The sequence below is a fragment of the Legionella bozemanae genome (genome assembly GCF_900450575.1).
Lineage (GTDB): Bacteria > Pseudomonadota > Gammaproteobacteria > Legionellales > Legionellaceae > Legionella > Legionella bozemanae.
Genome location: NZ_UGGY01000001.1, coordinates 2,550,992 through 2,574,383 on the forward strand (window position 1 = coordinate 2,550,992; position 23,392 = coordinate 2,574,383).

Here is a 23,392-nt window from a genome sequence, read left to right on the forward strand (position 1 = left end):
GTTGCACTCAAGACAGTTGTTATTACACTACAAAATACTTACTCAATAGGATTTAATAAATTCAAATATCATAGCGATGCTATAATGAATAAATGAATTAAGGAGTTAGGTTAATGGACATGGAAGTGTATCAAAAGCTTATGAAAATTCCTCTTCTACAACGTGCTATAGGCTTGACGTATCATCCAGAACAGAACTATTTAGTGAGAGCTAACTCTTTCTTCCTCTAATGGATAAGGAATTATCATGTTTTATAAAAAGATAATGTTAGCAATTGATGGTAGTGATACATCTATTTCTGCTACAGAAGAAGTCATCAAATTAATAAAAAATCAAGAGGTCCAATTGAAGGTTATCCATGTCGTTGATGGATCTTTAGTTTATTACGGTGGTCCGAGGTTTGATTATGCTTCATATTTTGCTCTATTAAAAAAGGAAGGACAAGATATTTTAAACAAGGCCACACAATTAATCGAAAATCAGGTACCTATTAAAGTTGAAACAACCCTTCTTGAATTAAGGCAATTGCAAGGTAGAGTTTCTGAAGTAATTGTAGAGGCTACGAAAGAATGGCCTGCAGATTTATTGGTTCTAGGTACTCATGGCAGAAAAGGATTTAGTCGTTTCTTTTTGGGTAGCGTGGCAGAGCATGTGATGCGCATTGCTACTACCCCTGTACTTCTTATCCGTGCTTCTAGCTAAGCAATGGATGTATAAGCAATTGACAGCTGGTTATTAATGTTGATGGTGGGTGTGGCATTCAGGCTAAGTAATGAACTCTTAACCTGTGGTTTTCAAAATTTCTAAACCCATAGGCACGACGCTGAATCAGCCTCATCTTTCGATGGAACTCTTTCGTAATGCCGTTGCTTTTAGTAAACCGCCACATTCTAACCACTTCCTTCACGCCATTGATATAACGTTTACCTAAAGTCTTTCGTGACTCAAAAGAGCTTTCTTTCAGAGGGGTATTAAACGCATACACTGCTTTGCAGTGCGATGTTTTCGCATGAGTAATCGATGTAATCGCTGTTTAAAGTAATAGAATAAGCTCCAAAAAAGTTTCTCGCTATGACTTTTGGTGAAAATTTAACCTGCTAACCCTATGAATATAGGTAATACTATGGAATAATTATTAGCCAATTTCAATAATATTAGTCTACTTATATGAAAATGAAAGCTATTTTTTTAATGATCTCTATTTTTTTTCCTGCCACTTTATTCGCTAGTACTGCAACTTGTCCTTTATCAAACGGAATTAATGTACACACCACAAAGCAAATTTTAAATATTTGTAAACACGGTACTGTAATTAAGAGTTTTAAAGTAGCTCTCGGATATAAAGGCGTTGGTAAAAAACATGCGGGTGATAATAAAACTCCAATTGGTTTATATGGATTAGCTCATCCAAGAAAATCCAATCAATTTAAAGTTTTTATTCCCATTCTCTATCCGACTAGAAAACAATTAGCTGCAGGATATACAGGCAGAGATGTAGGGATCCATGGACCATCTCAGTCATCGAGAGTGTTTAGTTGGTTAAACAACTTACCCTACTCAACGCGTGGATGCATTGCTGTTGGCAAAAATAACTATATCGAGTATGTGGCTAATTGGGTAAAAGCCAATCCTGGGACTAAGGTTTTAATTATTTAAATTTATACGAAATTTGATGTCGCATATTCTTTGTACAAAAAGCGATCTCATCAGGCGAGTAGGGTGCGTTCGCAAGGGTGTAAACAGTGTAGTAATTAGGCTGAATGTAGATCTTCATTACCTTGTACTTTAGGATTTAAAATTACCTAAAATTACAGCGATGGTGAATTGTATTGCTGCTCATTTTATACTTTAAATTCTGGTGTAAGCTCCTCATTAGTGTCGGTGCTTTTTAACTTTTGTAGCGTTTCTTTAGCAGATACGCTGGGTAAAACAGGCTCCTGTTCCTTGCGAAGTACACTCTTATTTGGAATATTTTTCATCACTTCTTTAAAATGACTATCATCAAAAATATGGCCTTCTTTTAATTTTTTCAAAGACTCTAATGTATCTTTTGCAGCAGAATGATTTTCTACTACTAATAAAAAATTATCTTTATCTAAAAGATCGTATTTTTCAAGCAAGGAAATAATCTTACTTAACTCTTCTAAAGAGGAAACGCAAGGCTTTAGTAAATTGAAATTGTCATTATCTAATAAATCAACTTCGTCTAATTTTGCAAAAATTTTCCCTAAATATTGAGCGCTATTATGATGTTCCAAAATAAATTGAGCTTTCTCTCTATCTAATATGCCTCGCTCTTTAAGTGGATCTAAAGCATCGTAAATCTCCTCAGCAAAGAGGGTATATTGCATTAATTGCTTAAAATTCTCTTCATCTAATATATTTTGTTCGCTCAATAATAAGATGACATCAGAAATGAAAGGACTATCTTTTGCATGATTGATTAACGATTGAAAAATAGAGTCATCAAGAATATTTATTGCCGCTAGTTCAGGAATTATCTTATTAAGTTCGGATATGTAAGGAGCATTTTCTATAATATTTTTATATACACCGTTATCGAGCACATTCAATTTATATTCTTTTGCCATAGCAAACAGAGTTAGGATTTCAGGTGCATATTTTTCATTATCTAGCAGCTTTTTAAATGTAAGACCATCTAAGGTAACATCAAAGTTTGTTTTTAAAGTAATTACCATAGTGAGGATCTCTTCCCTGAAATTTTTTCTCGATTTTTCAGCAAGTAAATAGGCATTTGCTAAAGCTTCAAAGCCATCGTTATCTAAATGAATATTAGCGCGAGAAAGTCGAATAACACTTCGAGATATATTCGCTAAAACGTTATCTTTATTTAGAACTTGATCCTGACTTATCTTGATGATGATTGCAAAATTTTTATGCTCTAATAGATGCGCGTTATCTAAGGCAATGATTGCTTCGCAAACACTTCTAGCCAGCCATTTATCTGCAGTAATTTGTCGAAATGAGTCATTATTGAGTAAAGCAGCTTCCTCTAACAAAAACAATGCCTTCCAAGTAATCACGCCCCCACTATCATCCAGCCCAACACATGAATAAACGGTAGACAGTATGTCTTCTGAGTGCCAATCCAAACTAGTGGAATTTAGTAACAAGCTCCCTATCCACTTATTTTGTTTTTGAGAATAAATTGTTCCTATTAAACTCTGTAACGTTCTTGTATTATCAAACTCAGCATTCTCAATCAGCTGGAAAAGTAGCTCGCTTTTAATATCCTCGATTTTTTCAGTATCTACAGCAATGAGAGTTTGACTTTTAGAGTCGTTATATTGTGTTCCTTCCTCCATTATTTCTGCATACTTCAAGGCAGGACCCTTACTAAATGCAGATGGAGTTCGTGGACTATTTCTGCCCGTAGCCACTTGTACTATACTTCCTTTACTTTGGGAAATAACCATTTGGCTAAATTTTTTAAGCATTGCCACGGCAACTTCATCATCTTTCTGCCGTGCATTTTCCCAGGAGTCAATGGTAAGATTTCCACTCATAGTAAGCCAAGCATATCCTTGACCAACGATTTCAAAGTTATCATAATCAATGGTGTTATCGTGCAATAATGGCGAGACCTCCTTTTTGGGGTCTTTCTTTTTGAGCATCACATAAAATCCATCATGCTCCGAACTAATTCCATCGAGTACGCAAGGTTCTCCTTTGCTCCCAATAGACTGGCAATCATTGGTAATATACCCAAGAATTAAAGAACGAGGATCCTTGATCGGTAATTTAACTAAATAATATCCGGATTGGTTTATCTCACGATCTGAACCATTAACAATAATGTCCGGTAAATTATCTTTTGTTTTCCATATTTTTTTTAAATCTAAGTCAAGACATCTATTGAATACAGTTTCTGGAACATTATATTGCTCACAGACTTTAGCAAGCTCAGGATCCTCACTGTAGCGTTTATAATCAGCTTGAGCCAATGCATCAAATGCTTCCGCGAGTGTCGCAGGAACTCTCTTTAATTTATCCTCTATATCTTGTGCCCTTTTAAAAAATTTTAATGCTTTAATGCCATGTTTTTGGATAAATTGAGTCCATTCTTCATAATGAATGCCATTTTTTTTACCTATTTGTAGATCCATAAGGGAAGGTAAGGATTTATTTGCTGCTTGACTTGCTTGTTTTGTGAGAAGAAATTTTTCTATACTTTCTAACATGGTTAAATCGGTTTGGTTCTTTAAGTTGCCAAAACATACTAAAGCTTTATAGGCACACTCATAAAGTTCTTCTGGTTTACTATTATCACAATTTATATAGGTTGATGCTAGTTGTAGCAATTTATAAATAGCAGAAAAGCGCTGGAATGCTTGCAAATCATTAGGAGCAAAATATCCGTATAAATCATTTTTTTCTTTAAATACTTCTCGCAGTTTGTCATCTGTAGGAATCACAGCGTTTTCCACAGAGCTGGGTGCTTGAAGTTCCTTAGGATCAAACAAAATTTTTGCTAAGCTCAAGGAATTAGGCGTATTGAGTTGTAGGAGCATCGTACGAAAGTGATGTGAAAGATTTTCATCTTTTAAAATAAATTCAAATTCTTTCTTAATCTCTTTTGATCTTTTTTCAATCCTTAACTGTACTAACTTTGTTTTTTCAGCATTTTCAGGAATATTACTTACGTCTATAATTCCCCTATCTGCAAAAACATATTGGAAAAGAGTAACAAGCTTCATATTGGCATTCTCAAGTGTTTCTCTAAATTATAGGCTAAATTAGACGCTTATTACGGCTCGGGATAATAGAACACGAGTATTTAACTTGGTGCCTATTGCTCCATTCCGGAGAGGCTGACACTCTTCTTGTGCTAAAATTAACAATCAAGACATTAACTAAAGATAAGAGTGCATCAAGGATAATATGTAGTATATATGCGCAATTCATTACCTATCACTATGGAGCTTATGCATGACCTCATCATCAATGGATATGAGTTTGGAGGAACAATATAAAATCTTAGAAGAATGGAATCAAACTGACTCTAAATATCCTTATGATAAAATCATACCCGAATTGTTTGAAGAACAAATTGCAAAGGTATTAGATAACATAGCGTTGATCTATAAATCGAAGACACTTACCTACAAAGCTCTTAATGATCAAGCCAATCAATTAGCACATCATTTAAGAGAAATAGGAATTAAACAAAATACCTTAGTCGCAATCTGCATGGAGCCTTGTTTTGAATTATTAATCGGTATCTTGGGAATTTTAAAATCAGGAGGTGCTTATATCCCATTAGATCCAAACAACCCTGTTCGACGTCAAAAAGATATATTATCAGATTCACGTGCAAAAATTCTAATTACTCACTCTCAACTGGCGAATCAATTTGAGGAAATGACAACATTTCAAATGATCTATTGGGACGCAATTGAATCAAAGTTGGCCACATACCCTACTACCAATCCGAAGCATATTAATAAAACGAACGATTTAGCTTATGTAATCTACACTTCCGGCTCGACTGGAAAACCTAAAGGCGTCATGATAACACATCGTAATGTAAATCATTTCGTGCATTGGTTTGGTAAAAGCATTTCAATTTCCTCGGAAGATACTTTTGATTTTTCATCTTCCATTTCATTCGATTTTTCAGTGACATGTACTTTGTTTCCCTTGTTAAAAGGAATAAAAATAGCCATTTGTGCTGAAACTGATAGAAGGGATCCCTATTTATATTTAAAGCATTTGCAGGATGCCCATGTTTCTATCATTAAAATCACACCAAGTCATTTCAGACAAATCAATGGCATTGTATTAAACGAGAAAAAGATGCTGGATTTAAAATACATCATCTTTGGTGGTGAGACTTTGTTAGCAAAAGATATCAAAGATTGGTTAAAAAAATTTCCAAAACATAAACTATTTTGTGAATATGGTCCTACGGAAGCCACTGTTGCATCATCATGGATTATCATTGATGAACATAATATTGATCACTATGAGCATCGAATTCCCATTGGAAAGCCTGCATTAAATACGAAGTTGTTTATATTGGATAAAAATATGCAACCAGTATCTGTGGGTGCTTTGGGGGAATTATATATAGGGGGAGATGGTATTGCTAAGGGATACTTAAATAAAAAAAAACTAACTGAGAAGAAATTTGTTAAAAATCCTTTTAACTCAGGTAGATTGTATAAAACAGGTGATTTATGTTGCTATTTAAAAGATGGAACTATTGAGTTTGTTGAAAGAAAAGATCATCAAATTAAAATTAGAGGATTCCGAGTTGAAATTGGTGAAATTGAAAAATGTTTGGCATCATATACGGGTATCCAAGATGTTGTTATTTTAGCAAGATCAGAGCGTGAAGAGTTTGAAGAAAAACAATTGGTTGCCTATTGCATTCCCAAAAAGTCCGCAAAATTAAATACAAATGATTTGCGTGATTATCTAAAAAATCAATTGCCTGATTATATGGTACCCGCATTTTTTGTAATTTTAGATGAGTTTCCATTGTCCGCAAGTGGTAAATTAGATATCCATAAATTACCTGAACCTGGAGCTAATGAATCGAACCAAATTATAAAACCACGAAATGAAATTGAAATCATGCTTAAAAAAATTTGGTTAGAAACATTAAATTTAAAGCATATAAGTATCGATGATAATTTTTTTGATTTAGGTGGCAATTCATTATCAGCAGCCCGATTGATTACAAAGATTCGAAAAATCACTCATAAAAATATTTTATTACAGGATTTGTATAATACAGGAACGATTGCTCATCTTGCTGGTGCCCTCAATAATGCAGCAGATATTTCCGATGATGAAAATGGAAATCACCGTCCGCCACCTTTAAAGGCAATGCCATTAAGTGAATTACAATTTTTATTCTGGTTAATGAGATTATTTTACCCCAAGTCGAACATATCCAATATCGTGACCAGAAAACGGATAGCTGGGAATTTGGATAAAAAGAAATTAGATAGTGTTTTTGAATTATTATGTAAAAATCATCCAATTCTATGCTATCGCATAGCAAGATATTCCCCTTTGCAATACCCACAGAAAAATATTCTTCAGCTTAAAGTCATTGAAAAGGACATTAGCGGCTTGAAATTAGAAGAACAAGAACACGAGTTACATGTATCGTTAGATGAATTAGAAAATCGAAGGTGGAAGAATAGATTGCCATTAATCCTATTTAAATTATTCCAACTCGGAAATAATTCTTGTGAAATACAAATTGCGTTATCTCATTTTATCAGCGATGAAATATCAGCGGAAATTGTGTTGCATGAGATGTCTCACACATATATTGAGCATAAGAAAGAATCTGAGACAGTCGGGAAACAAGAATTAGCTTTTTACGATTATATTCTACGTGAACAACGAGATTTTAGTAAAAACTTATCAAAAAATATCGACTTCTGGGATAATTATTTAAAAAATATTCCCTTACTGGTTTTTCCACGAAATCAAATTTTAAGTAGGATGAATTCATCGTGCACTACTTATTTTGAGATACCAAAAAATACCTTGCAAGGCTTACATCGTTTTTGCAAAAAAAACCGAGTCGGTATTGGAGATACCTTAACAGCAGCAACTGGTGCTATTTTGGCTCCCTATGTACATGGTAAAAATAAAATAGCAGTCATTAATTTTGTTAAATCAATTCGTGAAAGTGATACCTATGATAATGCGGTAGGACTTTTTGTTCGAAATGATGTGATTAAAATTGACTTAAATCAATCGACAACCTTGCTCAAATTGGCAAAGCAAGTACAGAATTCGCGAATTGAAAATTATTATTACCAATCATGCCCCGCTATAATAAAAATTGCTTTTCTTTTGCAAAAAGATTGGAAAAATAAAAAACTCAGTAATTTTTTTATAAAACTTTTCGCAAAAATATATACGCGTATTTTTTATAGATATAAATTAAATTATGAAATTTTATTGATGTTTGGTCGAGTTTTTTTGGCACGTAAAAAACATAGTTTTTTTGTTAATATCAATATCATGAATCATTTTATTTATGATAACTCGGAAACAAAATTTTTTGGGTTTAAGCAAAAGCCATTTAAGGCGTATCATGGTGATAAGTTAGTTGAAAAAAATGTATTAAATATTTGGTTTGAGCGCGATGAATATGGTAAATCATATCTCATAATATCAGGTAATTTAAGATCTGAATTTCGCAATGTTATTGGTTTCAATTTATTAGAATTAATTGACTCGTGCTCATTAGAGTGAGTTTAAATAGTTAAAGCAGTTAAAATATGTCGTGCTTCCAAACAGCTTTGCAATCCATTAGCTCCTATGTAATTTTACCGCGCATTGTTTGAAATAATCTATGTACTTAAATAACGTGCTCCAACATTCTAGACGAATATTCGGATCACTTGCATTAACGGTAAAAACTGTATCTAAGTCAGTAACTTTTTCATGAGTCACATAGTAACATTTATTATCTTTCAATGATGAAATAACCCGCACTAAATTAAAATTCTCAAAATGGAGCATACAATCATCTGGCACAGCAAAACCTGATGGTAATAGCCCTTGTTTCACAGCAAAAATGTAAGCATCCATGCGTTCTAGATATTCATTATTACTATAAACGCAAAGCGATTTTTTTTTCGAATTAGCATGCGGACAAAAGCTTTCTTTAAACCAACCTAAGCAAGGCAATGCTTTATATTGCCCAGGTGTAGCATCGCTTAATCCCGAATGAAAAGGATACATTCCACCAGCACTTACGCCTGCTAAAATGGGTAACCGTTTTTCGGATTTCAATTTATTCAGGACAAAAATAAATCCCGATTTTTCCCATATTTCCAACATTTTTTCTGTATTGCCGCCCCCAATAAAAAGTATATCTTGTTGAATAAGATGGGTTTCAAGTTGCTCCTTTGTTAACTGTGACTTTGTCAAGACTAACTCTGACGTAATGGCACTTTTTCCAAATTTTGCACGAACAAATCGAGTAAAGAAAGCACGCTCGATCAACTTATCGTTACCGGCTGTGCCGATATAACAAAAACGAATGCTCGACTTTTTAATTAAATCAAAAGAATACTCCATGAATCGATTAAGCGTACGATTTAATTTCATGAAATTACTATCATCAAAGCTCATTAACAACATATGACTCATTGGTTCGACCCACTATTAAAAAAGAAGGAATTAGTAAGAATACATCGTGCGTATATGTCTCATGATAATTATAGCATGTGACAATAACTTTATTTGTCACCCCCCTCTCACACATAATTAGCGTATTAATGCCATTGTAAAGAAATACATCATTGCTCGTAGCAGCTATACAAACGGCGCGTCGTTCATAATATATCGAACATTAGGGAGAAGAAGGATTCATAATGATGCACGCAACCCATCGTAGGTCGGTGAAGGTTCGGTATCTCATATTAGCACTGAACCTGATTATCGAGCTATGTCTGATATCAGGCACCGCAACGACTCATCTTGTCAGGAATTAGGAATAGAAGCAAACGTTCTGGATTGACGGTATTTTACATAATGCACAAGGGCATAAACAGCGGCAGCAGCCAGCAAATGCTTCAAAGTATGTCCGCTTATTGCTTTAGATGTTACATGATAAATCATTTTATCTAAGCTCTCAGTGAGTTTGGCTAAACCAAATAAAATAAGACCCATTGTAATAGAGTAATTGCGCGTATACGGTGAAGGGAAAAATAATAAAATGAATACGAGCATGATTAAAGGATAACCCTGTGACCAAATATATAAGCGCATATCTCCTTGCCCCCATCGCTCGCTAAGTTCCCACTGCAAGGTACAGAGAGTTGCTATAGCAATAAGTGGTAATAATAAATAAAAACCAATCGAGCGATGGACTCGTTCTATAAAGATTGCGGCAAAAAAAGACATTAAGAGAATTCCCATAGGAACTCGATCCCAAAACAGTGTAACGTTATCTGGATGTAAATGGTAATAGGCTGAACCAAAGCCTGTTAAGATGGTGCCGATAAACCCAAGAAAATAGGCCCATTTTGTTTCTGGAATGAGTTCGCATTGAGTCTTGGAAGGCCGGTAAATGGTTTTGAGGCCTAAGTAGCCCACAATAATAAAGACTAGATTAGACATCACATCAGAAAAATTATTAATAAAAAATAGAGTGTGCTTATCTGCGAAATCATGATAGGTCAAAGGCTGTGCAATTGGAGGAATTAAACTTAAGATAAGCGTCGTAACTACTGTAAAAATCAGAAGAAAGGCAATAATTTTATCTTGAAAATTATTCTTACTCACTGCTTCTTAACCTGAAATTTTAAAGTGAACTCAATCAATTTAACCCATTTACTACTTGTTATCAAGGCACTCAGGGAATACATAACCTTATAAAAATGAAATTCTATGCGGATTTATCTTTAGTAGAGTTTGATGTATTTGTTTATTTAGGTGATTTGCGCACGATTTATGCGCTATAGTATAAACAACATGACATAATAGAGTGTGCTATGACGAACGTGATAAATCTTAATAAAAAAAGAAAAACTAAAAATCGTTTAGAAGATGAAAAAAAAGCTTCTGAAAATCGCATTAAATTCGGAAGGACAAAAAAAGAAAAGCAAATAGAAAAACAAGAAAATGAACGCCATGAACGACATCTAGATGGCCACAAGTTAGAAAAGAAAGAGGAAAAATAAAGGACAGTTTTTATCTGAAAACCGAAACTAATGATTGCTTTCATTGTCAAGGTAAATACATCTAAATTTGTCCAGTAACTTAGATAAGCACGCGCAAAACCTGGTTGCGAACAACTCAGGCTACGCATACTAAGAGCACTGCCCTTCTATTTTGAGTTATTGTTTCACTCCATGAGTATTTATTAATTATAATAAAATGACTCTCACAAAAATACATCACTTAATATGGCCTGAGAAGGCACACCAGCAAGAAAAATTTGTTTTTTCAATTTATTAGTTGTCTCTTTAGGGCCGCAGACATAAACCCGTGTAGCTTTCGGATGATTTAGATGAATCAATGCACGCTTCTCTACAGAAGCTTCAGGATAATGTCCCTGACTTTGAAGCACACAAGGGTCATAAACAAAAGAAGGAAATGCCGTTGCTAGCATTTCCAATTCTTCTCGGTAATAAATATCCTCTTCGGTAAGACCACCATGAACCAAGGAAAGTTGTCCCTGGTGATTCTGGCTTAGAGCACTTTTGATAATGGCAATAAGTGGCGCAAGCCCTGTGCCTGTTCCCGCTAACAGCATATCAAAGGCTAATTGCTCTGGATTATGATAAAAACAACGGCCAAAAGGACCTCTAAGTTTTACTTCCGTGTATTTTGTCGTCCCTTTCATCAGCCATTGTCCCATACTCCCGCCTGGATAAATTTTAACATGTAATTCAATAAATCCTTCTTGCATCGGGATATTGGCAATTGAATAACTTCGTATCGTGCCTTCAGGATTAATCAAGCTAAGATATTGGCCAGGGATCCAGGATTGCAGATTATCTACCCCAAGTTTAATTTGCATCACATTATAGTTAAGCAGTTTAAGATCTATTATTTTTGCACTTACTTCACATTCAGCGCTATCCGGCGCAACTACATGAAGCGCTGTTTCTGGTTGTGCTCGGCAAGCTAGAAAATAACCTTGAGTTTTCAGAGTTTCGGGTAGTCCCTCCTGCCAAGATGAATGAACCACACCATCTTTGGCTTTAATTAGGCAAGACTGGCAAATCCCTGCATGACAGGAATTAGGATAATCCACGCCATGGCGTAAAAGGCAATCTAACACATTTTCCTGTGGGGCTAAGCGATACGATTGATTATTAAAATCGATGGTACTCATAAGCGCCCCAATACTTCAGCTCGAACACCATTGGCAATAGCAGCTACTCCTTCAATATCTTCTGCTGTAACCCCTAATTCATTAAGAGTTGCACCTAAATGTTCAATTACAATATCTACGTGTACGTCATTTAATCCGCGCTGGAGCAAATGGGCATGCCCTTCACGCATGCTTTTTCCACTGTATTTATTGGGACCTCCAAATACCATCGTTAAAAAACCTTTTTGTTTTAAGATTTGTTGCTCCATATCAATGTCATCAAAAAAATGACTCACGCGCTCATCCATTAACATTTTTCGATAGAAGATATCCACTGCGGCATTGACTGCTTCTTGACCTCCAAGACGATCAAATAATGATACAGACATGGTGACTCCTTAAAGATGTATTTGCAATGCATCTTATAAAAAGAAATAATGCAAGTCAACCAATATTAGGAGTTATTGATGCAACTCACGCAATTCACTGATTACTCATTACGCGCTTTGATTTATATCGCCCTTCGTAAGGAATCATGTACCATTCAAGACATTACTAATGCCTATATCATTTCAACCAACCATATGGTTAAAATCATTCATAATTTAGCTAAACTTGGGCTCATTAAAACCAGCCGTGGTAAGGGTGGCGGCATCTTAATGGCGGTACCACCCGAAACGATTAATTTAGGCCAACTCATTGTTCAACTAGAACCTCATTTTGATTTAGTGCCTTGCTTTAATAAAGAAAAAGCCAACTGCTGTATTGCTCCTGTCTGTAAATTAAAGGGTATTTTACATGAAGCCCAGACTGCATTTATGGAGGTTTTAAAACGCTACACTTTGGCCGATATTTTGCATAATCCAAATGATTTGTCTGCTTTATTGAACATCAAACAAGAAACAAAGTTTAGTTAAGAGAGGTCCAGTGGGTTTGGCCCTGAGCAAATTACTTTGCTGGATAATGGTTGCATGATGTGTTTTTAGTTGTATAAAACAAGATTACAGAAGTCATTAGAAAGGAGCCCTAAGTTTGTTATATAGATATAGATTATATTATTTTTTGCGCAAGTAAGAGACCAAAAAGACCTGAAATCTGTCGTCCCAATTCATCCTGTTTATGTAGATGCCCCACCGCTTCTTTATATTCGAGTAGAGACCATCCGCTGTCTTGATAGAAATGATAGAGTTCTTCCTTTTGCGGCACATAGGTGAAGAAGTCAGGCAATGAATAAAGTTCTGATTGAATAGGAACTACTAAAAAATGATATCCTCCCTTCTTGGTCATCCCTTGAAGCTCCATAAGCAAATCTGGAATACGTTGCGGATTTAAAAATTGCAGTGTAACCGTTGATAACACTAAATCATAGCGTTCTGATTCAAGTGTAATAGGTTGATTTAAATCACATAATTGCGTATAAACCTTTGATAGCTGTTCTTTTTGAGCTATCTCTTGAATCGTATTTAATGCTGCTTGATTATGATCAATGCCTCTAACAAGATGCCCCATCTTTGCCAAATACAGCAAATTTCTACCTGAACCACAGCCTACATCTAAAATCGAAGAGCACTGTAGGTGGTATAAATAAGTTTGATAAATAGAAACCAGATCACTATGTACCGAACCTAATCCGTATTTCTTATTGAAATAACGTTGGGGCATGCAATAAAACTCAAGAGTTGCATTAAATGAGTCACTAACAGGAATGATCTTATGCCATGCTGCCGGGTGGATCAGCAATTGAGGGTGTTTTTGATCGATCCGTGTACGTGATAATTCATGTCCTTGACCATTTAAAAATACAAAATCAATTGCTCCTTCTCGGAGTGAAAGCTTACCCCAAGTGCCTTCTTTCGTACTGTGCTTTTCAAGAAAAAATTTCAGTTTCCCATGAGTGTCAATTTCGATTTGTTTGTAGCACACCAATTCATTATATTCTGGCATCGTAACCCACCTTTTAATTCTGATTATGAGTGATATTCGTTTTATCGTTAGTCAATTCAGGTTCCAATCTAGTTAGAAGGGTGCGCTCGCTTGCTAGTTTATCAGCCAATTGATGATTGACATCCCGATGTTCTGCCTCATCATCCCGAACTGCCAACAGCACATCACGTAATCGCGCATCACAAGCCAAGCTCCAATAATTTTTAGCAATATCAGGAGCAGGACCATTTTCAATTCGCCCTTCATCCAATTCTTGCAAATAATGGGTATAGCTGACAACAGCCTCTTCCTCAAGATACCCTACAAAGCGATGTGCTGTTTTTGAAGAAAGGACGTACATTAATAAATATAAAATTACGAAAATAGCCTGAGCTACAAAAATAATGAATCGTTCAAACCAATTAGGTTTAGCAATATACATAAACGTGATTAAATGCATCCGTTCATTTTCCGCCTCATCCAATAGAGTTTTAATCCAACCCTCATCGTTTTTGATTTTTCTTAAGCAACGCAGATGTAACAGCGCAGCCCCCACATACCAGGTACTGCAGCAACCGTTTCAAGTACTATAGCTCTATTTCCATAGCGTTTTTGAAAAAAAGTATCTGCAAAAAAACGGAAAAACTTCACTAGACCAAAGGCAATTTTATCACTGAAGGTTTTAGCAGGCTTATGAATTGCTGACATGAAATACTCCTTTGAGAGAGAGTTATTTAACATGATTATAATATAAGATGTATTTTAAATACAACTTAAAGATATTTATCTGTTAGTAACACTGACTTAGGAACCAATTTTCATTTTTATTCACCCAAAGCCCACAACCGTTTATTACGCCCCTCCTTATTTAATAGAGCATTAGAATACTTTCACATAATATAATAATGTTGATATCTCACAGGCAGTTGTAGTTACTTTTACAAACCCATCTCTTAAGAATGTTGAAAATAACGCAGTTACAATATGGCATCTGACCCAGCTGTTGGATTTAAAACACCGGCTGATAAAGTTTATAGTCAATAGACAAGATTCTTGAAGAAAAATTCTTTGAACTTCAATTTAAAAATGGTGCTAAATTGCCTCATGAAATTAATACGCCCCTTCATCTACTATCGGGAGATTTTAAATTATGTTAGCATGCTAATCATTAGTTTATTAATTGGTTTGCATATGTGGCATTACACTCGGTTATTGCATAAAAAATCCCCCGTTTGTTGTTTTTTACTCCGATTGGTGAACTATATGAAACCCACTTATCAAACATTGATTGGGTTCATAGGGACGATAGCCTTATGTTCATGCACTGTTGGCCCTGACTTTGTAAGTCCTTCGCCAATAATAAAACAAACCTACACTTCCAAATCGACCTCTCAATTTGGGAGTCAACACATAGAGTTGAATAAAAAAACATCACTAACTTGGTGGAAGGAATTTCATTCAGCAACACTCAATGGTCTTATGGAGCAAGGCATCAAGCGTAATTATTCGCTCACTGCCATGCGAGAATCTTTAGCGCAAGCCAAGGAGTTGGTTTCAGCCTCCCAAGGACAATTATGGCCACAAGCGGGGGTCAATGCGGGCATTGGAAGGCAACAATATGGTCCTGCAACATTCGGACCGGTTAATCTCAGGATCGAACCTTTTTCCTATTATCAAATAGGCCCTAACGCTTCATATACGCTCGATGTCTTTGGTGGAATACGTCGAACGATTGAAAAACGAAAAGCCTTGGCTTTATATCAACAACATGAGCTGGATGCAGCATTTTTGACCTTGACAGGTAACATCGCAACAACATCTTTAACCATTGCTACAATAAAGGCACGAATCGATGTACTTAAGGACATCATCCAAGATGACGAGAAAAATTTACAGCTTATTCAAAAATCATTTACTGTGGGCTCGTCTTCTCGAAGTGATGTTTTAAGTGCGCAAAGCCAGCTAACCAATGATGAAACTTTATTGCCCTCCCTCTATCAACAATTACATGTTGCACAAAACGAGCTTAATGTTCTTTTAGGCACAATACCAACCCATTCACACTCTTTAATTTTTCATTTAAAAGATTTTACATTGCCTAAAAAATTGCCATTAGAACTGCCATCAGAGCTTGCCCATAAAAGACCAGATATTCTCGCTGCTGAAGCCAGTCTGCATGCTGCCAGTGCCGATATTGGAATCGCTACAGCGCATCTTTATCCCAATATTACCCTCTCTGCCACACTCTTACAGGAAGGAGTAATTCCCGGAGCACCATTAAGTATTTCTCCTAATGCATGGAGTCTTTTAGGTAATTTGACAACACCCATTTTTTCTGGAGGCACACTGCGAGCACAACGACGTGCCTCAATCCATGCATACCAATCAGCTTTTGCACAATACCAAGAAATTGTACTTAAAGCATTTTATCAAGTGAGTAACTTATTGTATGCCTTAAAACACGATGCAGAAGAACTCGCATTACAAAAGAAAGCCATGTTAACCGCTAAAGAGTCTCTTCGTATAGCAAGGTTAAGCTTTACTGCAGGCGTAGTTGGCGTTTTAGAAGTTCTTGATGCAGAACGATTGTATGCGCAATCGCGTTTGGGTTATGTCAATGCTCAAGCACAAAGATATCAAGATACGATTCAATTGTATCTTGCATTAGGCGGGGGACTCCACCCTTGAAAAACGAATAATTATTTATCATGAAGAAATAGGGTCTGTTTCCAATTCCCTAGAGAAGGATAAAAATAAACTCAGTAATGAACAGGTTATGAACTATGAAAAATTTCCCTATGGTATTATATGAAACCGCAGCAGCTTGGCGAAATTTACTTGATAAGCGTTTAAAACCGTTAGGGCTCAGCCAGGCAAAGTGGCGCGCTTTGCTTCTTCTCTCAATTACAAACGCTCCCCTAACCCAAATTCAGCTTGCCAAAAAATTAGGTCTTGAAGCACCGACTGTTGTCGGTTTAATTGACCGCTTGACTAAAGAGGGATGGGTAATTCGCCAGGATGCAACCCACGATCGCCGCGTCAAAGTAATCTGTCTTACTGAAAAAGCGACATTGACTATTGGCCAGATACAAAATACCGCAGATGAACTCTCTCAGGAATTACTCGCCCCTTTATCTAAAGCAGAATTAGAAGTATGTATTGCCACACTACAAAAAATTAAGAAAACCGCCGAGGAATCTTATGAATAATTCAACAAGCATCAAAAAATCGATAATCCCTAAGTTGCGCCACGGAATGCTTCAATGGAAACGTTTTCTAATCGCAGGTAGTGTCACATTGATGGCGTTGGCCGCTTTATACTTTTGGTTGCTTTCTCAACACTATGTCAGCACAGAAGATGCCTATATTAATGGCAACATCGTACAAATTGCACCACGAGTAACCGGCCAGGTAAAACATCTCTATGTAGATAACAATCAATTTGTTGAAAAAGGTCAAATACTGTTTGAGTTAGATCGGACTCCTTTTGAAGTAGCAGTAGAGCAAGCTAAGGCGCAATATCTAATTGACAAGACCAATCTACAACATGCCAAAGCCACATCGATTCGCACCAGAGAGTTAGTCAGGAACGAGGTGATGTCTCTTCAAAGAGGAGATGATGTTAAAGCAAAGCTTAAAAGCGCTAAAGCAGCCCTAAAACTTTCAGAAGCAAAACTCAAAGAAGCCAAACTGAGGCTATCTTATACCCGTGTGGTTGCACCAACAAGTGGTTTGGTTAGCAACCTGTCTCTTAGGGTGGGAAATATAGTTTCAGAAAACCAACCCCTGTTTGCGATGATTGATAATGCCACATTTTGGGTCGATGCTAATTTTAAAGAAACAGAACTTGAACACATCCAAAAAAACCAACGGGTAATGATTAAAATTGATATGTACCCTCATAAAAAATTTACTGGGGTTGTGAACAGCATTAGCGGTGGAAGCGGAACTGCGTTTTCATTAATGCCGCCACAGAATGCTACTGGAAACTGGGTTAAAGTGACACAGCGCGTCCCTGTCCGCATTCAAATTATGAAACCAGATTCCCAATATCCTTTACGCTTGGGAACTTCAGCCAAAGTAACCATCGATTTACAGTCCGAGCAGGAGACTCAAGTGAGCAAAACCTCATGAATCATCCATCGGATACTTTACCAGCCTCACGACGCTGGATAATCACCATCGCTATCATGGCCGCTACTTTGATGCAAGTATTAGACACGACCATTGTCAATGTCGCACTGCCCCATATGCAGGGTTCATTAGGAACAAGCCCTGATGAAATAACTTGGACTTTAACCAGTTATTTGGTAGCTTCAGCCATTTTCATGCCTTTAACCGGTTATTTTACGGATAGGTTTGGCAGAAAACCCTACCTTCTTTTATCCATTATAGGGTTTACCGTCACTTCTGCTTTATGTGGTGCGGCAACCTCTATCGTGCAAATGGTCGTATTCAGATTGCTTCAAGGAATTTTTGGTGCTGGATTAGTTCCTTTATCCCAAGCCATATTGGCCGATATTTTTCCGGATAACGAACGTGGTAAGGCTATGGCCATTTGGGGTATGGGGGTCATGGTCGGCCCTATTTTAGGACCGTCGCTTGGTGGGTATCTTACAGACATCGCCAGTTGGCGATGGACATTTTATGTCAATATCCCATTCGGGATTGCTGCAGCGCTGATGGTATTCCATTTTGTCCCTGATACACTTAAAAAAGAACGCAAAATGGATTGGGTTGGCATGATACTCATTGCTTTGGCGGTAGGTTCCATTCAATATGTTCTTGATCGTGGTAATCAGATGGATTGGTTTGCGGCTTTGGATATTCGCACCGCTACATTTTTAGGTCTCATCAGTTTGTGTGGATTCATAACATACAGTTTAAAAAATAAATCCAATACTCTCTTTGATCTTTCTATTTTTCAAGATCGTAATTTTGTTCTTTCGAGTATATTACTTGCCGTTTTAGGGCTAGGTATGTATGGAACGATGGTTATCCAACCCCAAATGTTACAAGGCTTACTGAATTATCCCGTTTTAATCGCGGGATTAATCATGGCACCCCGCGGGATTGCCAGTATGTTCAGTATGATGATAGTTGGTAAATTCATTAATCAAATTCAACCTCGATGGTTAATTTCTATAGGAGTGTTACTGAGTGCAGCAGGTGTTTATATTACCACTCATTATTCCCAAGACATTAGCCTAGCCTGGCTCATTTGGCCATTAATGCTCCAAGGATTTGGATTAGGCTTGATTTTCGTTCCATTATCCTCTGTCGCATTTTCAACCTTACCTGTTTCTTCTCGTGCTGAAGCAGCCGGGCTGTACAGTCTATTGCGCACCATAGGTTCTTCTGTTGGCATTTCTATTACCATTACGTTCTTAAGCCGCCATACTCAAATGGCATGGAATCAAATTGGTAGTTCCATTCAACCCTATAATCCAGCATTAATGGAATATCTACGCCCCTGGCACCTTAAAGCCACGGATCCGCAAGCTGCTGCCTTATTGTTGAATGAGCTGGGTAAACAATCCCTAATGCTCTCATACATCAATACATTCGCGTTTATCATGTGGAGTTTTCTTCTCATGTTACCCTTTGTGTTGTTATTGAAACAAAATAATTCCTCATCTACTTCTATCATCAGTGAATAAGAACGCTAAAAAAAGGAAAGGATTGGGCTCAACACACAGCTTGTCTTGTCTGCAAGATCCAGTTTTATTACAAAATTTCTGGATCCAGCGGATAAGCCGCGGAACAGAGGAAGAAAGGATAATGACAAAGGACCACCTCGACTCATTTTCCGCCTTCAGGAAAGCTTGCTCAATTCATTTCTTTGATGACTGATTCAATAGCCTATATAATCCTTGTTATCAATTCAAATCAATGGTTGGGCAAAAGCTCAATTATAGCTAGGCTAAGGATACCAATGTTTCAATCTGCTTTAATAATTGCCCTAATGACTTTTAGCATGATCGCTCAAGCAGTCCTCCCCGCTGATCCAATTCAGCGCTGTTTAGATATTAGAAGGCTCGTAGACTTTACCACAAGACAGAAAATGGCTGCCAAAGAACCAGGTGTATTGCGCTTTAAATTTCATAAAATTTCAGCATCAGAGCTGCCATTAGATAACCCCGTAGGCAATATGGAGGAAGTAATTAAAGCATTAAATAACCAGATTGAAAACTGCAATAAAAACCAGGGTGAATTCCAGGCAGTAACTATTGCTGGTCGTAAATTCAAGCGCCAAGAATGGTGCCTACATACCAACAAAAAAATGCTCGCTCTTGCAAAAGCCGCCCAAGGCAATTTTCAAAAATATTTATCGAGTATCAAAAGTGAATTTGACTGGTATAAAAGCGATGGCTGGCCTGAAAATCATGCTGGATTTAAACGGGGAGAATTTCAATTTACTGCTTATTACGCGCCAGCCCCTATTGAGGCTCGCACCAAACGAGGTGGCGCATTTTTATATCCTCTGTATAGTAATCCCGGTGTTGTCAGCGCCACTTCAGAATCCAAAAAATTTAATTTGAAAGCCCCTCTTTGTGGCGTTGATCCCCTTACCAAAATGGTGCGAGGATATTGTCTGAAAAATGCCAATGGCACATATTCTGTAGTGCCAGACCGACATGAAATTGAGCATGGAGCGTTATCTCCAAAATATATCATTGGCTATGTTAAAGACCCAAATGATCTTGCTTTTTTAATGGTTCAAGGCTCTGGTTCATTAATTCTTGATGGCAAAAAATTTCGCATCAATTATGAAAGCTCCAATGGCAGGCCACGCACCATGCTTGGTCGTATAGTCCAATGCGCACAAGACCCAACCTGTGGTGGCAACCTTGATACAATGGAGCGTTGTGCTAAAGATCCTAAATGTCATGATGAAGCAAAGTTACGCTGTAACGTATCTAAAAAAATTAGACAAAGTGGCGCATCAGAAAAGCTAATTCGCCAATATCTAGATAATCCACTTAACCGCGATAAAGCCGACGACTTACGACATCGCGATCAAAGCTATGTATTCTTTGCTAAAGAAGATGGCGGCCCTTATGGCTCAGAAAATATTCCTCTAACGCCACATGCATCATGTGCAACAGATCACAAAGTAATTCCTATTGGCATGAATTTTATCTATAAATGCAAAAAATCCACTTCCTGGTGTGTGGCTCAAGACAGAGGTGGCGCCATTATGGGGGCTCACGTTGACGTCTATAAGGGTGAGGGGAAGCAAGCGGGTTTGGAAGCAAATGCGCTAAATCACTCAGGTTCCTTATTTGTAGCCCTGCCAAAACGTGACTAAAACTTAGATTACCACATCTAATATAGGGCTACTAAAAAATAGCGGCATCATATGTGTGATGCCGTTTTCTTTCATGATATTAACGTTCACTTTGTTTTTATAGAAAAACATTGGAGCATGATGAAACACTAAACTAATTTCCAAAATTCACAGAGATCCCCGCCTTTTAAAGCTAAATTTTCCTCATCCCTACGTCCCGCGGCTTATCCCTGAGCGTTGAAGGATACAAATTCAAAAGGTGAGGCTACCTCAGGATTCTGGACCCACCGAACACCCTATTTTTCTCATTTGAGGGTACAAGGTCCTTGTCCGTTCGCAGACCAGGCCGCTGACACTGTCTTAAGCTGATTGCATGATGCGTCTTTACATAATAAATTTGCAGGTTTGACTAAACATGCTCCTAAAGTGTCGTTAAAATTAAACCCAATAGATTTTAGAGTTTTGGGGTCCGGTATTTTTCCTTTGTAATTTTGCTTACCCGGATTAGGGATTGTTACTGCACTGTGCCAACCAGAACTATCCTCATAATTAATAGAGATATTTGTAAGTGGCAGTTTCAGATTTCCAACATCAAAAGATAATTCATGTGTTCCTTGTGAATCTCCTCCTGCTTTTGGAAGTTGCTCAGGGTCAAGTTGAAACGAATCCATGCCAGGAAACTTCGATGGATCACAAGTAATTTTCTGTAGGTTGACACCTTCCCCAAGCATAAGAGGTGTTTTTTCATTGTATTCTGTAATTAAATTGTTTAATCCACCATTAGGTGTTGGAGTTTGTAAACTGTTATCTTCATAAAGACCAAATTGATCCTCCCCTTTTTTTTGAACAAGGCGAAAAACCATACCTCCATTGATGAGATTAGCGCCTTCTTGAAACATCCAATCGACTTGTGCGAATAATCTGGGTGTATCTGGACGTCCAAACTCAGTGAGGATTACGGGAACATTAATATCCTTAAAACCATTCATCATTTTATCGCCATCCCCATCTCCACCATCGGATATGGAAAGCACAGGGCGATACTTCGCATAGGGGTTGAGTAATCGAGGATAATTTCCTGGCTCTGTACCTTGTCCCCATCTATAGACGTTATAACCAATGAAATCAGCTGAGGTATCTTCTTTTTCATTTTGTAAATGGCAAGCATAATAGTAAGCTAATGGAATGGTTACATCAGGAACATCGCGTAATGCAACGCCTACTGGTTTATTGTAATTTTTTTTCTTAATGTAAGCCTTCATATCGCGAATCAACGCCTTCATTGTGGCTGACGGCATTAAATAGTTATCATCTATTTTGTGCGGCATCATCCATACTTCGTTACCGACAGAAAATCCAAATACATTCCTGTACTTACTGAATGCATCAATTTTTTTAGTAAAACAATCATAAAGTGTTTGTGGATAATTGCCCGTGCTTCGATCAACGGTACATTGAGTACCATTTTTATAATCCGCGAGCTCTACAAAAACTTGAATATTATTGTCTTGTAATGCTTTCATGACTTGATCATGAGAAGCACAGTTACCACCAGGACATACCTGATAAACACGAATAATGTTAACCCCTATGGTTTTTAAAGCTGGAATAAGAGTTTGGGTAATGGTATCGATTTTATCATCACTGAGTGGATCGACGTTTTCTTCAGGTTGATAACAAACTCCTTTAGCCATGAACCGTTCACTGCCTTGATCGCAAGAGGTTAAACCAATCTGATTTCCACACATTTTAACTTGGGCAAAAGTAGGACTACAAAGAAGAATAGTGGCTAGAAAAAAACTGTTTGATAATTTCATGCTGAACTCCAAGATGAAGACTTACACAAAAACCAGAAATTATTTATTCGAACATTAAATTAAGTATAGGAAAATTTTTGAACATAAGATATCACTGGATAAGTTCTCCAGGTAGATTTTTATAGAAAACACACATTGGAAAATGATGGATCACTTAACTAATCTCTAATTCCACAAGGAGTTAAACAGACTATAAACAGGCTTATCCACAGAAAATGTGAATAACTCCAATAGCAAAATTAAGACTTAAAAATGAAATAAAGCAGGCACAGCAAGAACTTATATAAGCTGCTAAGTGTTAATTCACGATTGGGTTGAAATTAATATCCACAAAACTGGGATACTTAAAAAAAGAACTAAGACGTAGCTATCTTATACAAATAAAAAATAAAAAAACAGTCTTGACTCGAACTATTTTTCTTCATTATTTTTGCTCGGAAATGAGAAAAACCTTATTCGTTAACTAAAAGATCTAAGATTTAGGTATAAATAAATGGAGCCATACTTGTTAAAAAACAACATCTTATTTACAATATG

General features: G+C 36.8%; 17 protein-coding genes and 2 pseudogenes. 10 read left to right on the forward strand and 9 right to left on the reverse strand.

Annotated features, from left to right (window positions below; genetic code table 11):
- Window positions 1-246: 246 nt before the first annotated feature.
- Window positions 247-702, forward strand: coding sequence for a universal stress protein (locus DY223_RS11210; RefSeq protein ID WP_058459495.1), 456 nt, complete (start codon window positions 247-249; stop codon window positions 700-702).
- Window positions 703-760: 58 nt separating this feature from the next.
- Here the strand turns inward: DY223_RS11210 and DY223_RS11215 are convergent.
- Window positions 761-1,044: pseudogene (locus tag DY223_RS11215) on the reverse strand (transposase); the annotation flags it as partial.
- 123 nt (window positions 1,045-1,167) lie between these two features.
- Between DY223_RS11215 and DY223_RS11220 the strand changes: the two are divergent.
- Entirely contained in the window at window positions 1,168-1,656 is a 489-nt protein-coding gene (locus DY223_RS11220) for a L,D-transpeptidase family protein (protein ID WP_058459496.1), read from the forward strand.
- Between the two features lie 185 nt (window positions 1,657-1,841).
- On the opposite strand, the gene DY223_RS11225 is transcribed toward DY223_RS11220, so the two are convergent.
- Window positions 1,842-4,718, reverse strand: coding sequence for a hypothetical protein (locus DY223_RS11225; protein ID WP_058459497.1), 2,877 nt, complete (start codon window positions 4,716-4,718; stop codon window positions 1,842-1,844).
- Between the two features lie 232 nt (window positions 4,719-4,950).
- Here DY223_RS11225 and DY223_RS11230 point away from each other — a divergent pair, with 232 nt between their 5' ends.
- Window positions 4,951-8,247, forward strand: coding sequence for an amino acid adenylation domain-containing protein (locus DY223_RS11230; RefSeq protein WP_058459498.1), 3,297 nt, complete (start codon window positions 4,951-4,953; stop codon window positions 8,245-8,247).
- A 57-nt stretch (window positions 8,248-8,304) separates the two neighbouring features.
- On the opposite strand, the gene DY223_RS11235 is transcribed toward DY223_RS11230, so the two are convergent.
- Both DY223_RS11235 and DY223_RS11245 read right to left on the reverse strand, forming a co-directional pair.
- Window positions 8,305-9,108 carry a Type 1 glutamine amidotransferase-like domain-containing protein gene (locus DY223_RS11235; RefSeq protein ID WP_160116286.1) on the reverse strand — a complete coding sequence of 268 codons (804 nt, stop codon included), beginning with the start codon at window positions 9,106-9,108 and terminating at the stop codon, window positions 8,305-8,307.
- A gap of 375 nt (window positions 9,109-9,483) precedes the next feature.
- Window positions 9,484-10,287: a hypothetical protein gene (locus DY223_RS11245; protein ID WP_058459500.1), complete on the reverse strand. Its 804-nt coding sequence runs from the start codon at window positions 10,285-10,287 to the stop codon at window positions 9,484-9,486.
- Between the two features lie 209 nt (window positions 10,288-10,496).
- Here DY223_RS11245 and DY223_RS11250 point away from each other — a divergent pair, with 209 nt between their 5' ends.
- Window positions 10,497-10,685 (forward strand): DUF4169 family protein, encoded by a 189-nt coding sequence (locus DY223_RS11250; RefSeq protein ID WP_058459501.1) that lies wholly within the window; start codon window positions 10,497-10,499, stop codon window positions 10,683-10,685.
- Window positions 10,686-10,888: 203 nt separating this feature from the next.
- Here the strand turns inward: DY223_RS11250 and DY223_RS11255 are convergent, their stop codons facing one another.
- A complete protein-coding gene (locus tag DY223_RS11255) occupies window positions 10,889-11,845 on the reverse strand; it encodes an FAD-binding oxidoreductase (protein WP_058459502.1) in 957 nt (318 codons plus the stop codon).
- Window positions 11,842-12,213: a group I truncated hemoglobin gene (locus tag DY223_RS11260; protein ID WP_058459503.1), complete on the reverse strand. Its 372-nt coding sequence runs from the start codon at window positions 12,211-12,213 to the stop codon at window positions 11,842-11,844. Before DY223_RS11260 ends, DY223_RS11255 begins: the two co-directional genes overlap by 4 nt.
- A gap of 78 nt (window positions 12,214-12,291) precedes the next feature.
- Between DY223_RS11260 and DY223_RS11265 the strand changes: the two genes are divergently transcribed.
- A complete protein-coding gene (locus tag DY223_RS11265; RefSeq protein WP_058459504.1) occupies window positions 12,292-12,741 on the forward strand; it encodes an Rrf2 family transcriptional regulator in 450 nt (149 codons plus the stop codon).
- Window positions 12,742-12,874: 133 nt separating this feature from the next.
- Here the strand turns inward: DY223_RS11265 and tehB are convergent, their stop codons facing one another.
- Both tehB and DY223_RS11275 read right to left on the reverse strand, forming a co-directional pair.
- A complete protein-coding gene (tehB, locus tag DY223_RS11270; protein ID WP_058459505.1) occupies window positions 12,875-13,768 on the reverse strand; it encodes an SAM-dependent methyltransferase TehB in 894 nt (297 codons plus the stop codon).
- Window positions 13,769-13,781: 13 nt separating this feature from the next.
- A pseudogene (locus DY223_RS11275) lies at window positions 13,782-14,488 on the reverse strand (alternative oxidase).
- 522 nt (window positions 14,489-15,010) lie between these two features.
- Between DY223_RS11275 and DY223_RS11280 the strand changes: the two are divergent.
- The 5 genes from DY223_RS11280 to DY223_RS11300 all read left to right on the forward strand — a co-directional run bounded on the left by DY223_RS11280 (window position 15,011) and on the right by DY223_RS11300 (window position 21,059).
- A complete protein-coding gene (locus DY223_RS11280; protein WP_058459506.1) occupies window positions 15,011-16,435 on the forward strand; it encodes an efflux transporter outer membrane subunit in 1,425 nt (474 codons plus the stop codon).
- 95 nt (window positions 16,436-16,530) lie between these two features.
- Window positions 16,531-16,956 carry a MarR family winged helix-turn-helix transcriptional regulator gene (locus tag DY223_RS11285; protein ID WP_058459507.1) on the forward strand — a complete coding sequence of 142 codons (426 nt, stop codon included), beginning with the start codon at window positions 16,531-16,533 and terminating at the stop codon, window positions 16,954-16,956.
- Window positions 16,949-17,881: an HlyD family secretion protein gene (locus DY223_RS11290; protein ID WP_058459508.1), complete on the forward strand. Its 933-nt coding sequence runs from the start codon at window positions 16,949-16,951 to the stop codon at window positions 17,879-17,881. The genes DY223_RS11285 and DY223_RS11290 overlap by 8 nt, the downstream gene beginning before the upstream one ends.
- The gene (locus DY223_RS11295; RefSeq protein ID WP_058459509.1) at window positions 17,878-19,407 is read left to right on the forward strand and encodes a DHA2 family efflux MFS transporter permease subunit; all 1,530 of its coding nucleotides are present in this window, start codon (window positions 17,878-17,880) and stop codon (window positions 19,405-19,407) included. The genes DY223_RS11290 and DY223_RS11295 overlap by 4 nt, the downstream gene beginning before the upstream one ends.
- A gap of 275 nt (window positions 19,408-19,682) precedes the next feature.
- Entirely contained in the window at window positions 19,683-21,059 is a 1,377-nt protein-coding gene (locus DY223_RS11300; RefSeq protein ID WP_058459510.1) for an MltA domain-containing protein, read from the forward strand.
- A gap of 284 nt (window positions 21,060-21,343) precedes the next feature.
- On the opposite strand, the gene DY223_RS11305 is transcribed toward DY223_RS11300, so the two are convergent.
- A complete protein-coding gene (locus DY223_RS11305) occupies window positions 21,344-22,855 on the reverse strand; it encodes a glycoside hydrolase family protein (RefSeq protein ID WP_058459511.1) in 1,512 nt (503 codons plus the stop codon).
- Window positions 22,856-23,392 lie beyond the last annotated feature (537 nt).